Source organism: Vibrio sp. V42_P2S4T144, from assembly GCF_009904715.1.
GTDB classification, from domain to species: domain Bacteria; phylum Pseudomonadota; class Gammaproteobacteria; order Enterobacterales; family Vibrionaceae; genus Vibrio; species Vibrio alginolyticus.
The window spans coordinates 1-14,542 of record NZ_WXWS01000405.1; the positions used below are offsets into that span (position 1 = coordinate 1).

Here is a 14,542-nt window from a genome sequence, read left to right on the forward strand (position 1 = left end):
TTTACTTCAGAAATTTTTCTGAAAGTTTTTTAGCCAGTTTCCTATCTTTTAAGTTAAGCAAGTTGATAACAAAAACGCCAAAACAGGCGATTCATCTTGCCAACTTAAAGTAAAGGAAATCATTCAGAGGAATTTATTATGAAAAAGTCGAATCTAGCTGTTACCGCTGCTGTTACTGGTCTTCTAGCTCTTGGTGGCACAATGCTAACTGCAGCTCCAGCTGTCGCTGCTGAAAAAGAAAAGTGCTATGGCGTTTCTAAAGCAGGTAAAAACGACTGTGCAACAAAAAGCAGCTCATGCGCTGGTACTTCTAAAGAAGATAACCAAAAAGACGCATTCGTAGTCGTACCAAAAGGTCTTTGTGACAAGCTCGCTGGCGGTAGCACTTCTTCTTCATAATCTTTTATCGCTAGCTATTGTGAGGATGCGTTGACGCTCAACCAACGCAAAGCCAAGACGCATCCTTCTCTTCCCGCACGATTTGAAAAGGAGTTTCACGTGAAACACCACACCTTCCACGACCTTGTTGGAGTTGGGTTAAGAACCCCTCACCTCGATTACTTTAGCCAAAACCAACCCGAGTTGTCTTGGTTAGAAATCCACAGTGAAAACTATTTCCAACCCAATGCAACAGAGCGCCATCAGCTACAAACGCTTCGCGAGCAATATCAAATTAGCTGCCACGGTATTGGTTTGTCGCTGGGCTCGGTGGAACGTGTTAGTCAAAAGCATCTTGCGCAACTTAAATCACTGATTGACTCAATCGACCCAATTCTTGTTTCTGACCATTTAAGTTGGAGTGAAAACGGCGGTCACTACTTTAATGACCTGCTTCCACTTCCGTATACGGAAGAAGCGCTCAACGTGTTCACTCGTAACGTGAATGAAGTGCAGGAATATTTGCAACGCGAGATCTTGATAGAGAACCCATCTAGTTATGTGAAGTTTCAACATTCGACCATCAGCGAATGGGAGTTTCTTACCGAAGTGCAAAAGCGCACTGACTGTCGTTTATTGCTCGATTTAAACAATGTTTATGTTTCGGCGTTCAACCACGGTTTTGATTGCGACACATACCTAGATGCGATTCCAGCCGACAAAGTGGATGAGATTCACTTGGCAGGTTTTACCATTAAACAACTCGACAAAGGTGAGATATGGATTGATACCCATAGCCGCCCGGTTAGCGATGAAGTTTGGCAGTTGTTTTCACAGTGGACAAAAAAACACGGTCCACGTCATACGTTGATTGAATGGGATTTGGATATCCCCGCGCCAGAAGTCTTGCTCGAAGAAGCGCAGAAAGCATCGCAACTGCTGTTGCAAGGCACACTTCCAAGTGAACAAAGCGAACCAAGGAAGGCATCATGAATCTAGCCACCTTACAAAGCCAGTTTGCTAAAGCCCTGCACTATCAAGCGCTCGGTGAAGACTGCGATATTGCCAGTGATGAGTTTACCGCTGATGAACGCATACAAATTTACCGCAATAACTTTATCGTCAGCTTAAGCGAAGTGTTGTCCGCGACCTACCCGATGGTTGAAGCGCTGCTTGGTGAAGAATGCTTTGAACAGATAGCTCGCCAGCATGTTCTTTCTTACCCATTAGAAGAAGGAAATGTGGTGCATTATGGCGAAGGCTTTCAAGACACCATCATGCAGTTCAGTCAGGTGATCGCACAAGCACCTTACAGCCCTGAAGTCGCACGCTTCGAGTGGCATATCGACCTAGCTCGTCAAGCACAGTATGAGCAATCCAATGCAGCAGAATTAAAACCGCTTGCGTTACTTGGCGAAGTGAGTGAAGAGCAACAACCCGCTTTAGTCTTACACCTTAAAAAGGGCTGCCGCAGCTTTGACTCCAACTACGCAGTATTCGATCTATTTAGTGCGATTCAAACTGGGCAATTCGAACAACTTAATATCAACCAATTACAGCAAGGTGTCATCTCGATTCAAGCCAATGGAGAAGCCTTGTGTCACGCACTCGATGCCGATGTGTTCCAACTGCTGCAATGTTTAGAGCAGAAGCAGAGTTTGAGCGAAATACCTGAAGTTTTACTCGCTCATCTCAATCGCATCATGGCACTCGATATTGTTGACGGCTTTACATTGCAATCAATCTAAGGAGCACTCTATGACGGATACGGTTAAAAACTTAGTGAATCGGTACGACGATTTAATCAGTACCCTACAAGCTGGCTTTGTCCCTTTACTACTTCTCTTTTGTCGCTTGTGGGTAGCCTGGGTGTTCTTCAATTCAGGACTAATCAAAATCTCATCTTGGGATAGCACGCTGTACTTATTTGAGCTGGAATACCAAGTGCCAATCTTGCCATGGGAATTGGCGGCTTATTTAGGTACGGCTGCGGAGTTGGTTCTACCGGTGTTCTTGGCACTGGGATTGATTACCCGCCCGATGGCAGCAATGCTGTTTGTGTTCAACATCATCGCAGTGATCTCTTACCCACTGTTGTGGGAGAAAGGTTTTTATGACCACCAACTTTGGGGATTGATGATTCTTATCGTAATCGTATGGGGGCCAGGACCGCTGTCTTTGGACCACATCCTGAAAAAGAAAATGACGAGCTAAAAAAATCCCCGCATCATGCGGGGATTTTTTATTATTTATTCAAGTAAGCCAGTAGCTCTTCTGCTGAGATACCTTGCTGAGCGAGGTCTTTTGCCATCTGCTCGACTTGTTCATCTTTGCGTGACTCAATCACTTGCTGAAATTGGTACACGATATCACGCAAAATTGGCAGAGGTACTTGTTTAGCCGCACTACGAATACGCTCGGAGCTTTGATTACCCAGCTCATTAAGCAACTTGCCAAACATCACCTTTTCTGGTGAATCTTCCATTTGCTCTAGAATACGAGCCATTTCATACGTGGTTAACGACATTACTTTTTGAGTTCCGTTATGGTGTCAGGAAAAGTCTGAGTGACAAATATACACGCCTTACTTACATTGGAAAATACTAAATTACACTGATTTACGCTTTCGCAAAGCTCGAGTGCCAGTTCTTCCCTGCTTTTGTAAACAGAACGACCAACGCAGGTAATAGGACCCACATATGAATTGCAATCAAGGTTTGCGGATCCAGAGATAAGCGTTGCAGCGTACCCACCAACAAACCAGAGCCACTCATTTGGAACAATCCAAGCAGTGCAGCTGCCGTGCCCGCCTTATCACCAAACGGTTCTAACGCTTTCCCTGCCGCTGCACCCAGAATGAATGCAAAACCTACAGAAGACATGAAGATAGGTAGCATGAAAGAAAGCGCGGTATTCTGACCATTCATCACTAGCATGATCACACCAGCGAGACCCAGAGTTGAGATCCCGGTGACCAAGGTGTTGTGAGTTCCAACGCGCTCCATAAACTTAGGCGCCAGCATACATGCCGCAATGTTTATCACCGCATTTACACCAAACCAGAAAGTGAATTCATTCATCGACAGCCCCATCCCCGTCATCAATACCGACGGTGCTGAGGTAACGTAAGCAAGAATAACCGCCATCGCCATCAAGCATAATGACGCATGGAAAACAAAAGATGGTGTGCTAAGCACTGCCCAATACCGACTAAGCTTAAACACGGCTTGCTTTTCTGTTGACGGGTTAGTCTCTTTCATCATGAAAAACATCAATGATCCAGACACCACAGCAAAACCCGCCATAAAGCTAAAGTTAGCACGCCAGTCAAATTGCTGAGTTAACCAGCTACCTAGAATTGGAGCTAAAGCAGGAATGAAACAAATCGCACCGTTAAGGTAGCTGATCATTTTGCCGCTTTTTTCCGGGCCAAAGATATCGCGAACTGTTGCAAAGGCTGCTACCGATGTCGCACACGCACCTAAGCCTTGTAGCAGTCGGGAAACCAACATCCACTCAATATTTTGAGCACTCCACGCCAATAAAGCGCTCATCGCGTAAATGGTGATACCGCCCAATGCAACAGTTCGACGTCCGAGTTTATCTGCTAGGGGACCTGCGAATAGCTGACCAACACCCATAGCAAATAAGAACCAAGTGATCGTGTCTTGTGCTAGCGCATTATCGACCTGAAAAGTGGAAGCAATAAGAGGTAAAGCAGGTAGATAAATATCAATCGCTAAAGGACTAAAAAGAACCAAAAGGGTCAATAACGCCATCTGTTTTTTACTATTAGAAAACTGGCTAGACACACAACACTCCGAATTGGATAAAGAACTTTGGGTAAAGCTTAATCATCTGATGATATGAATGGAAATGATGTATAATCATGAGCATTATTCCTCAGAGGAAATTCACTGTGAATGTCGAAAAACTGGCTCGTATCGATTTAAATCTATTGGTCTGCTTTAAAGTGCTGATTGAAGAGTTAAACGTTACTCGTGCGGCCCACCGATTGTGCTTAAGCCAATCTGCCGTAAGTAAATCACTGGCTAAACTGCGCATTCAATTTGATGACCCTCTTTTCACTCGAAACTCACATGGATTAACACCTACGCCGCGCGCATTGTTTCTTAAACCGAAACTGGATCTGTTGATAAATCAGTTAGAAGTGCTGACTCAACCCGAAGAGTTTTCTCCGCAAAGCAGTGAATACCGTTTTCAAATAGCAGCGGTAGAGAGTGTCTACCCTCTCATTCTACCCCATTTCTTACCGGCGATTTTTCAACAAGCACCTGGCGTGACAATTAGCACACACCCGTGGTCGGATAATACATTTAAAATGCTTCAACGCGGCGAACTGGATTTAGGCTTAACTGGAAAAGATATCGATATAAACGATGCCAAGCTGACTCTTCAACCACCCGATGACATTTGCGAGTTGGAAATTTATCGTGATTACCAAATGTGCATCATTCGCAAAAACCATCCTGCGCTAAAACAACCTTGGAATCTGGAAGCCTATCTCGCCCTACGCCATGTACAAGTACGCTGTGATGGCAACGACCGTTGGTTGCTGGATTATCGCCTTGCAGATATTGGCGCCGACCGCGATATTGCCGTCACCGTGCCCGACTTTAACAGTGCCGCAAGTTTATGTTCATACACCGACTTTATCTTTACTGCGCCAAGTCATTTTGTGCAACTTGCGGCCAAACAGCTTGATTTGGTCGTGCTGCCACTACCGTTAGAATTCCCACCTATGGCTTACACTTTATTCTGGCACCGAGATAGAGAAAACGACCCTGCATTAGGCTGGCTACGTACGATGATCACACAAAAAACCGATCACCTTAGATAAAAACACCGCACTCAATTTGCGCTTAGCGGCTAAAATGAGTAGCTTAACTGTCGTAGTCCTTTTTGGCTCATCTATGGCCTAGTTGTACTCCGACTCTATTGAAGTGATTGCGAACCTCAATGGAATCGTAAACTGCATGAAGCAGATGGAAACAGCTCCCACACCTGAGCATGAAGGAGCGGTAATTTGAAGGAATAACACAGATGCACAACGATACCCAAAGCCGCGTGAATGCAATTCGCGAATGGCTAGCACAACATAATATTGATGCCCTACTTGTCCCACATGAAGACGAGTACTTGGGCGAATACGTACCAGCGCACAACGAGCGTTTACATTGGCTAACTGGCTTTACTGGTTCTGCTGGTGCTGCGGTAATCACCAAAGACAAAGCCGCTATCTTTGTTGATGGTCGCTACACAGTACAAGTAATAAAGCAGGTTCCTGCTGATCTATTCGAATACCGTCACTTGATTGAAGAGCCTGCACTAGATTGGATTAAAGACCATCTTGCAAATGGCGCGTCTGTGGCAATCGACCCTCGCATGCACAACGCTGCTTGGCTAGACATGGCACAAGCAAAACTTGCTGGCGCACTTGAGCTTAAGATTCTCGATAGCAACCCAATTGATGAACTGTGGCACGACCGCCCTGCTCCTGTGGTTTCTGATGTTCGCCTAATGGCAACAGAAGCAGTTGGTCAGTCAAGTGAAAGCAAACGCCAAGAAATCGCAGAGCTCGTGAAAAAAGCCGGTGCAGACAGCGCAGTGATCACAGCACTTGATTCTATCTGTTGGTTGCTCAACGTTCGTGGTCTAGATGTCTCACGTCTACCAGTTCTTCTTTCTCACGCGATTCTGCACTCAGACTCAAGCGTGGAATACTTCCTAGATCCTGCTCGTCTACCTGCTGAGTTTGACGCTCATGTTGGTGCCGGCGTGACGGTTCATCACCCAGAAGCATTGCAAGCACGACTAGAAAACCTAACTGGCAAGAATGTACTGGTTGACCCTGCGACAAGTAACGCGTGGTTTAAGCTGGTTCTACAAAACGCTGGCGCATCTGTGGTGAGTAAAGCTGATCCATGCCTAATGCCAAAAGCAGCAAAGAACGATGTTGAAATCGCAGGCATGAAAGCATGTCATATCCGTGATGGCGTAGCGATGAGTAAGTTCCTTTCTTGGTTAGATGCTGAAGTCGTTGCGGGTAACCTGCATGATGAAGCGACGCTGGCAGACAAACTGGAAGCGTTCCGCAGCGAAGACCCGACACTTATGGATCTTAGCTTCGATACTATCTCGGCAGCAGGTGGCAACGCGGCGATGTGTCACTATAATCACGAGAACCAACCTGAACCTGGCAAGCTAGAACTGAACACACTTTACCTAGTGGATTCAGGCGGTCAGTACCTAGATGGCACGACAGACATCACGCGTACCATCGCGATCGGTCAGCCTTCACAAGAGATGATTAAACAATTCACTCTCGCGCTAAAAGGCCACATCGGTGTTGCACGTGCACGTTTCCCGAAAGGCACACGTGGTTACCAAATCGATACGCTAGCTCGTCAGCACCTGTGGGCGGAGGGCTACGATTACGATCACGGTACTGGTCACGGTGTTGGTCACTTCCTAAGTGTTCATGAAGGTCCAGCAAGCATTTCGAAGAAGCAAATCGACGTGCCTCTAACAGAAGGCATGGTGCTGTCCAACGAGCCAGGTTACTACCGTGCGGATGCGTTTGGTATCCGTATCGAGAACCTAGAGCTTGTTGTTGAAACCCCAACTAACGGTGACTTCCCTGTTCTGTCATTCGAGTCGCTAACACGCTGTCCAATCGACAAGCGCAACATCAATGTTGATATGCTAACTCGTCCAGAGCTTGCTTGGTTGAATGATTACCATCAGAAGGTATGGGATGAGATCAGCCCACTTGTTGAGGGTGATGTGAAAGAGTGGCTTCGTCAAGCAACGCTACCAGTAGCACACAGCTAGAAGCTAGAAGCTAGAAGCTAGAAGCTAGAAGCTAGAAAAAAGTAGAGGGTTGATGTTTTGCATCAACCCTCTTTTCTTTACTTATGTTTCACGTGAAACATAACGATGACCAGTGTCTTTATTTGCTGATTAACCAGAATACGCCGAGTGCCAATCTCGCCATACAGGATCAAAGCCTTTGGCTCGAATCATATCTTCCACAGAACCCGCACTTCGCTCATCACTGATCTCAAACTGCTCGAGTTCAACATCATCCATCGCATAACCACCCGGCTGAGTTTTAGATGCAGCAGACATACTGGTGATTCCTAACGGTAATGCATTGTCTCTGAACTTTGGTGATTCACGAGTCGATAATGACAACTCCACTTCTGGATTCAACAGGCGATAAGCGCAGATCAACTGCACAAGCTGTTTATCCGTCATGACTGATTTGGGTTGGAGCGCGCCCTTACAAGGACGTAAACGTGGGAAAGAAATTGAGTAACGAGTCTGCCAATATGTGCGCTCAAGATAGTCCAAGTGCGCTGCCACATAAAAACAATCTGTTCGCCACTCTTCCAATCCTATTAAAGCACCAATACCTATCTTATCAATGCCCGCCTTTGCAAGACGATCGGGTGTATCCAATCGGTATTCGAAATCCATCTTGTTGCCACGCAAATGGTGCTCGGCGTAAGTCGAAGGATGATACGTTTCTTGATAGACCATCACCGCATCCAAACCCAATGTCTTGAGCTCAGCGTATTCGTCTTGATCAAGTGGCTGTACTTCCATCGCCAAATAGTTAAAGCGCTTCTTAATCATAGGCACCATTTCGCGGAAGTATTTCATACCCACTTTAGTTTCGTGCTCGCCAGTCACCAGCAATACGCTATCAAACTTCATGCGTTTAATGGCTTCAACTTCTGCAGCCACTTCGTCCCTATTCAAGGTACGACGCTTGATTCTATTCTCCATTGAGAAGCCACAATAAGTACAAGCATTGGCGCACAAGTTAGAAAGGTACAGTGGAATGTAAAGCGACATGGTATTACCAAAACGCTTGCGAGTTGCCGAGTATGACAGCTGCGCCATTTGCTCTAAGTACGCTTCAGCCGCTGGTGAAATAAGCGCTTTAAAGTCTTCCAAATCACGCTTGGGTTTATTCAATGCTCGCTCGACATCTTGTGCCGTTTTCGCGTAGATCGACATCGAGATGTCGTCCCAATTCAGCTGCTTAAATTGTTCAACGAAGCTCATGTTTTCCTCGCTTAATAGCTAAACCAATCTAGGACTAAAGCTCATCTAGGAATGACGTCAGTGGACTCGACGCAACCGCATGAGAAACCTTACCAGCAAGTCCGGCTTCATAAGCCATACGCCCCGACTCTACCGCCAACTTAAATGCCTTCGCCATCGCAACGGGATCGCTCGAAGCTGCAATCGCAGTATTGACGAGCACGGCATCCGCGCCCATTTCCATCGCACGCGCGGCATGTGAAGGAGCACCAATACCCGCATCAACAACGACAGGAACATTAGCTTGGTCGATGATGATCTCTAGGAAATCGTGAGAAACTATCCCTTTGTTAGAACCGATCGGCGCACCTAATGGCATGACCGCAGCACAGCCTACTTCTTCCAATCGTTTACACAGAACCGGGTCAGCATGACAATAAGGAAGGACAATGAAGCCTTCACGAACCAGTTGCTCAGCGGCTGCAAGTGTCTCAATTGGATCGGGCATCAAGTACTTCGGGTCTGGGTGAATTTCCAGTTTTAGCCAGTTTGTACCCAACGCTTCTCGCGCCAGTTGTGCAGCAAAAACGGCATCTTTAGCATTCTTTGCACCCGAGGTGTTCGGCAATAAGTTCACGCCCGCTTGTACTAGCGGCAGCAAAATATCGTCTTGTTGGTCGTTCACATCCACACGCTTCAACGCCATGGTCGCAAGTTGAGAACCCGATACTTGAATCGCCTCTGCCATTAATCGGCTGTTGGCAAACTTCCCTGTTCCCGTGAACAGTCTTGATTCGAATTGTTTATCACCAATTTTAAGCATCGACTTTAACCCCCTGCGATCGCTTGAAACAAAGAGATGCTATCTCCTTGTGAAAGAACTGTGCTAGCCCACTCACTGCGCGGCACAACATTGTTATTAATTGCAAAAACACAGCCCATTTCAGGCAGCGTAAATTGACTAATGATTTGCTGTAGATTCGACTTACTGGCGACTTGATGTGACTGGTCATTGATGACAATAGTGATCATATCTAAGTCAGCAGCGGTCATTTGTGTCGCTTGTTGTTCTGATAACGTCATTGCTTCCAACTCTCTTAATTCTGTCCATTACTGGTAAGCTAAATCTGAGCACACACTTGGCACTGTTTGTCTTTGCTTATCGCCATGGTTTGCCATTGCATTTTCAACCCATCAAACAGATGCAACTTGGCAGTCTCGACATGAAACTTTCCCGTCGCCAGTTTTTGAATTGCCGCTATCGCTTGGTAGTTACCAAGTGTACCCACCACCGGACCGACGACACCGCTCTCACTGCATTTTTGACTTTGTGGTAGTTCGTCAAACGGATACAAGCAGCGGTAACAGGCTTTACTCTGCGCTTCTTGTTCACTTGGTATTTGGTAATCAAAGACAGCGAATTGTCCTTGCCAACCAATTGCCGCCGCTGAGATAAGTGGCGTATTTTGCTCGAAACAAACTTGGTTAATGAGCTGGCGCGTTGGCATGTTATCGGTGCAGTCGAGCACCACATCCGCTAGCATCACCTCAAGCTGCAGCTGTGCTTTGTCTAATCGCTTATTGAGAGCACGAACTTGGACCATAGAATTAAGTTCAGTGAGTTGCTTTACAGTCGCTTCTGTTTTCGCAACTTGAAGGTCTTGTTCACGATAAATGATCTGGCGTTGCAGGTTACTGCTATCAACTTCATCGTTATCGACCACAACCAATTTACCAACACCCGCTGATGCCAAGTACAAACTCGCAGCACTTCCTAACCCACCACAACCGATGATCAGCACATGCGATTTACTCAAACGCTCTTGCCCAACTTCGGCAATTTCAGGCAGAGCGACTTGGCGTTGATAGCGAAGGAACTGCTTATCCGAGAGCATGCTCGCCTCTCTTGGTATCCACCAATTCACTATTCTGTTCAGTAAACGTTAGCTGTCTTTCCTTCATCAGTTGTGCAAAAAACTCGATGACGGACTGAGGTGATTCTGCCAACGTAATAGCTCGCACAACTGCCAAACTAGAAACACCTGTTTGCCAAACTTGGTCTGCATTAGATTGATCAATGCCACCAATTGCGACCGTCGGAAAGCCAAGCACACAGTCACTACCTGCTTTGTCTTTTGCAGGTCTGAAAGCAGCCTCTGTATTTGTATAAGGAATGCTATCAATCAGCTTTTGATACAGAGCCAAGCGCACCAAACCTTGTGGTTTCGATGGCATCTGTTTTGTGGTGGTTGGGAAAATATGCCCTAGTGCGATGTAGCTAGGATGAATTTGTACGATGCGCAGTAGTTCGTAATAACCATGCGTAGAAAGACCAAGACGAATGCCGGCTTTAGTTATCTGAGCCAAATTCGATTCTTCTATGTCTTCTTGTCCTAGGTGAACACCATAAGCGCCATGCTTGATTGCCAACTGCCAATAGTCATTGATGAACACTTGTGCTTGATACTGACGACCTAGCTCAATTGCTCGAATAATCTGTTGTTCTAAATCGGTTTGTTGTGGGTTCTTGATTCGCAGTTGAATAGTGTTGATGCCTAGTGGCAGTAGACGCTCAATCCAAGCAACATCATCAACGACTGGATAGAGCCCTAGACTTTGCTTACTTAGAGTTGGAAAGCTAACGCTCTCACCTTGTGCAGACCAACCAACTTGAATACCTAATCGGTTATCCTCCAGTACAGGTGTGGGGAAATCATCAAATTGGTCAGCCCACTGAGTTGATTGCACCTCGTCAAGGTTGTCATTCAACAGTGTTTCACGTGAAACATTCGCTTGTTGAGTTAGCATTCCTCGAGCAAGTGTTAACGCATCTTCGATAGGAAAATCGAGTACTGTCAGCGTTACTATCCAAGCAAGGTGATGTTCGGGATCAAGCATTGCGTTGAATTTGGACTTAACGGAAAGCGCTCTCACTTCGTTGTTAATTGGGTGATGCCAGATATCAAGCTGAAGCACTTTCTCCTTTTCATCGGATATCTGCGTATCAGCAATGCCAATATAAATCGCTTTCGACGGTTGCTTAGCACACGCTTCTACCGATAAAGCAGAGCGGTAATAGAGCACAAATGAACTCTCATGCTCAGAGTCATAACCATCAATAAGATCTGTCGTTATGCGTGTGGTCTGTTGGTCGCGAACAAGCTGAATAGATTGAGTTGGGCTCACACCCAACTCAATGTCTTCGATGCTAAAACCCTGTTCTCTCGCCAACAACAAACATTGCTGAACTAAACCTGTCAGTTCGATCAATGATGACGGAATAAGGATTTTGCTCATTAGTCACTTACCTCGGCATGTGCTACTGGGTGGTATAGCTCAGAACCTGTATCTCTAAATTCTTGCGATTTCTGACGCATCCCCTCAAGAGGATCATCCAGCATTTTGATCGATATTGCTTGGTCCGCAGCAACTTGCTCAGTATCTTTCGCGTACTCTCGTACCTCTTGCGAAATCTTCATAGAGCAGAACTTTGGTCCACACATCGAACAGAAGTGAGCAACTTTTCCAGACTCTTGAGGCAAGGTTTCATCATGGAAAGCGCGTGCGGTATCTGGGTCGAGCGACAAGTTAAATTGGTCTTCCCAGCGGAACTCGAAGCGAGCTTTAGAAAGTGCGTTATCACGAACTTGTGCACCAGGGTGTCCCTTCGCTAAATCAGCGGCGTGCGCAGCAAGCTTGTAAGTGATCATGCCTACTTTCACGTCTTCTTTGTTTGGTAAGCCAAGATGCTCTTTAGGAGTTACGTAGCAAAGCATCGCACAGCCATACCAGCCAATCATGGCAGCGCCAATGCCTGACGTAATATGGTCGTAACCAGGAGCGACGTCTGTCGTCAGCGGACCAAGCGTGTAGAAAGGAGCCTCATGACAGTGCTCTAGCTGCTCTTCCATGTTCTCTTTGATCATATGCATTGGAACATGACCAGGACCTTCGATAATCACCTGTACGTCGTATTCCCACGCTATCTTGGTTAACTCACCAAGGGTACGAAGCTCTGCAAATTGCGCTTCGTCGTTAGCATCAGCAACCGAGCCAGGACGCAGACCATCACCGAGAGAAAGTGCCACATCATACTTAGCACAGATTTCACAGATCTCTCGGAAATGGGTATATAAGAAGCTTTCTTGGTGATGCGCTAAACACCATTTCGCGATGATAGATCCACCACGAGAGACGATGCCAGTCACACGTTTTGCAGTCATTGGCACATAACGAAGTAGTAAACCGGCATGGATAGTGAAGTAGTCAACGCCCTGCTCTGCTTGCTCAGTCAGAGTATCACGCATCACTTCCCAGTTAAGGTTTTCCGCAACACCATTCACTTTCTCAAGCGCTTGATACATTGGTACGGTACCGATCGGAACCGGACTGTTACGTAGAATCCACTCGCGAGTTTCGTGAATATTACGTCCAGTAGAGAGATCCATAACGGTATCGCCACCCCAGCGCGTTGCCCATACTAACTTTTCTACTTCTTCCTCAATCGAAGAAGTGACCGATGAGTTACCGATGTTGGCGTTCACTTTGACCAAAAAGTTACGTCCAATGATCATTGGTTCGGATTCTGGGTGGTTAATATTGGAAGGGATAATAGCGCGACCTTCGGCGACTTCTTTACGCACGAATTCGGCGGTAATATCTTTTGGTAGGTTCGCTCCGAAGCTTTGACCCGGATGCTGTTGATTCAGCACTTCATCGCGATACTTGGCACGCCCCATGTTTTCACGCAGCGCGATGTATTCCATTTCTGGGGTAATAATACCTTTGCGAGCATAGTGCAATTGGGTCACACAATGGCCATCTTTGGCACGTCGAATACGTGGTAGATTACCGTAACGAAGATCGTCTAGTGTTTCGTCTTCTAAGCGTTCTTTGGTGTACACCGAGCTTACTTCATCAAGTAGCTCAGTATCGGCACGCTCTTCAATCCACCCTTCTCTCAGCTTAGGTAAGCCGCTATAGAGGTCTATGGTGTGCTCTGGATCTGTGTATACACCCGAGGTATCGTAAACGCGTACTGGCTCATTAGGTTCGAAAATAGGCGCTTCTTTTGTGCCTCCAATAAGGCTATCAGCGATTGATATTTCACGCATTGGCACACGAATATCTGGACGTGAACCTTCTACGTAGACTTTGCTTGAATTGGGGTACGGTTGTACCGAGAGTGTATCAATGAACTGTTTTGCTTCCAGTCTCGCTTGTTTGCGACTCGACATAGCATTTTTCCTTGCTTTGTTATACTAGATAAAAAGTAATTGGATAAAAATGCTTGGCGGATAGATGCGACAAGAGGAGTCAAATTAAGGCTAGTTAAAGCTTACGATATTTGCCTGTAACAACATTCGACTTTTGATAGGTCAACCAGAAAGAACTCCGGTGTGAATATCTTCTCTTGTTCCCTTCGCAGATTCTAATCTGATCAGGTTCAACGGATCCCGAATTAACGGTCTCAGCCTTATGGCACTCCGACAAGTGATGTCAGTATATAAAAACGGCTTGGTGAAACCAAGCCGACCTGTTCAATTTTTAACTACTTTGCTAGCTGCGCATCAATAATTGAAAGCCTATCCACGCCGCTGAAATACTTAACACTACATTCAACAATACGTTCAACCCCATCTTAAAGAAAGCGCCCTGCTGCATAAGCAACACATTATCCATCGAGAAGGTGGAAAACGTCGTTAGTGCCCCTAAAAAACCCAAGCCAATCACTTGTCGCCAAGGTTCCGTTGCCAAAAGTTCATTATCGAAAGCTGCTATCAATAAGCCCATCATAAATGAGCCAACAACGTTAACGGTTAACGTACCATATGGAAAACCACGCCCCAATAAAATGACACAAAGTTCAGAAATTAAGTAACGAGAACATGCACCAAATGCACCACCCAATGCAATAAAACCCAAAACGGATAGTTGTCCCATAATTCCCCCAGAAAAGTTAATGGCGACATTGTAATCAAATTTACGGCAATAGTGATTATACAATCTTAGAATTCAGCAAAGTATAGCGCTTAAAACTTATCAAGATTTTAAAAGTTACAGGAGTCACTTTACTTCAATGTACCCC

The 14,542-nt window shown here is 45.9% G+C and carries 15 protein-coding genes and 1 riboswitch; of the genes, 6 read left to right on the top strand and 9 right to left on the bottom strand.

Features of this window, described 5'->3' with window-relative positions:
- Positions 1-138 precede the first annotated feature (138 nt).
- The 4 genes from CAG68_RS13605 (at position 139) to CAG68_RS13620 (ending at position 2,592) form a co-directional block, all read left to right on the top strand.
- The gene (locus tag CAG68_RS13605; protein WP_005378779.1) at positions 139-399 is read left to right on the top strand and encodes a BufA1 family periplasmic bufferin-type metallophore; all 261 of its coding nucleotides are present in this window, start codon (positions 139-141) and stop codon (positions 397-399) included.
- 99 nt (positions 400-498) lie between these two features.
- Positions 499-1,371 carry an MNIO family bufferin maturase gene (gene bufB / locus CAG68_RS13610; protein ID WP_161441268.1) on the top strand — a complete coding sequence of 291 codons (873 nt, stop codon included), beginning with the start codon at positions 499-501 and terminating at the stop codon, positions 1,369-1,371.
- Positions 1,368-2,126 (top strand): HvfC/BufC N-terminal domain-containing protein, encoded by a 759-nt coding sequence (locus tag CAG68_RS13615; protein WP_017633510.1) that lies wholly within the window; start codon positions 1,368-1,370, stop codon positions 2,124-2,126. The genes bufB and CAG68_RS13615 overlap by 4 nt, the downstream gene beginning before the upstream one ends.
- 10 nt (positions 2,127-2,136) lie before the next feature.
- Entirely contained in the window at positions 2,137-2,592 is a 456-nt protein-coding gene (locus tag CAG68_RS13620; protein WP_005378784.1) for a DoxX family protein, read from the top strand.
- A 31-nt stretch (positions 2,593-2,623) separates the two neighbouring features.
- Here the strand turns inward: CAG68_RS13620 and tsrA are convergent, their stop codons facing one another.
- Together tsrA and CAG68_RS13630 are read right to left on the bottom strand one after the other, a co-directional pair.
- A complete protein-coding gene (gene tsrA / locus CAG68_RS13625) occupies positions 2,624-2,905 on the bottom strand; it encodes an H-NS-like global regulator TsrA (protein WP_005378786.1) in 282 nt (93 codons plus the stop codon).
- A 91-nt stretch (positions 2,906-2,996) separates the two neighbouring features.
- Positions 2,997-4,190 (bottom strand): multidrug effflux MFS transporter, encoded by a 1,194-nt coding sequence (locus tag CAG68_RS13630; RefSeq protein ID WP_005382927.1) that lies wholly within the window; start codon positions 4,188-4,190, stop codon positions 2,997-2,999.
- A 107-nt stretch (positions 4,191-4,297) separates the two neighbouring features.
- Here CAG68_RS13630 and CAG68_RS13635 point away from each other — a divergent pair, with 107 nt between their 5' ends.
- Together CAG68_RS13635 and CAG68_RS13640 are read left to right on the top strand one after the other, a co-directional pair.
- Positions 4,298-5,239 (top strand): LysR family transcriptional regulator, encoded by a 942-nt coding sequence (locus tag CAG68_RS13635; protein ID WP_005378791.1) that lies wholly within the window; start codon positions 4,298-4,300, stop codon positions 5,237-5,239.
- 203 nt (positions 5,240-5,442) lie between these two features.
- On the top strand, positions 5,443-7,233 hold the full coding sequence (locus CAG68_RS13640) for an aminopeptidase P family protein (protein ID WP_086047105.1): 1,791 nt from the start codon (positions 5,443-5,445) through the stop codon (positions 7,231-7,233).
- A 129-nt stretch (positions 7,234-7,362) separates the two neighbouring features.
- Here CAG68_RS13640 and thiH read toward each other — a convergent pair whose 3' ends face one another.
- The 7 genes from thiH to crcB all read right to left on the bottom strand — a co-directional run bounded on the left by thiH (position 7,363) and on the right by crcB (position 14,397).
- A complete protein-coding gene (gene thiH, locus CAG68_RS13645; protein ID WP_005386233.1) occupies positions 7,363-8,475 on the bottom strand; it encodes a 2-iminoacetate synthase ThiH in 1,113 nt (370 codons plus the stop codon).
- Positions 8,476-8,509: 34 nt separating this feature from the next.
- On the bottom strand, positions 8,510-9,277 hold the full coding sequence (locus CAG68_RS13650) for a thiazole synthase (protein WP_005397059.1): 768 nt from the start codon (positions 9,275-9,277) through the stop codon (positions 8,510-8,512).
- A 5-nt stretch (positions 9,278-9,282) separates the two neighbouring features.
- The gene (thiS, locus tag CAG68_RS13655; RefSeq protein ID WP_009696772.1) at positions 9,283-9,537 is read right to left on the bottom strand and encodes a sulfur carrier protein ThiS; all 255 of its coding nucleotides are present in this window, start codon (positions 9,535-9,537) and stop codon (positions 9,283-9,285) included.
- Between the two features lie 38 nt (positions 9,538-9,575).
- Entirely contained in the window at positions 9,576-10,349 is a 774-nt protein-coding gene (locus tag CAG68_RS13660; protein WP_053048960.1) for a HesA/MoeB/ThiF family protein, read from the bottom strand.
- Positions 10,336-11,751, bottom strand: a complete 1,416-nt coding sequence (locus tag CAG68_RS13665) for a thiamine phosphate synthase (protein ID WP_053048961.1) — start codon at positions 11,749-11,751, stop codon at positions 10,336-10,338. Before CAG68_RS13665 ends, CAG68_RS13660 begins: the two co-directional genes overlap by 14 nt.
- Entirely contained in the window at positions 11,751-13,691 is a 1,941-nt protein-coding gene (gene thiC / locus CAG68_RS13670; protein WP_086047106.1) for a phosphomethylpyrimidine synthase ThiC, read from the bottom strand. Before thiC ends, CAG68_RS13665 begins: the two co-directional genes overlap by 1 nt.
- A 163-nt stretch (positions 13,692-13,854) precedes the next feature.
- A riboswitch (TPP riboswitch) is annotated at positions 13,855-13,953 on the bottom strand.
- A gap of 60 nt (positions 13,954-14,013) precedes the next feature.
- Positions 14,014-14,397: a fluoride efflux transporter CrcB gene (crcB, locus tag CAG68_RS13675; protein ID WP_005378811.1), complete on the bottom strand. Its 384-nt coding sequence runs from the start codon at positions 14,395-14,397 to the stop codon at positions 14,014-14,016.
- Positions 14,398-14,542: the final 145 nt, after the last annotated feature.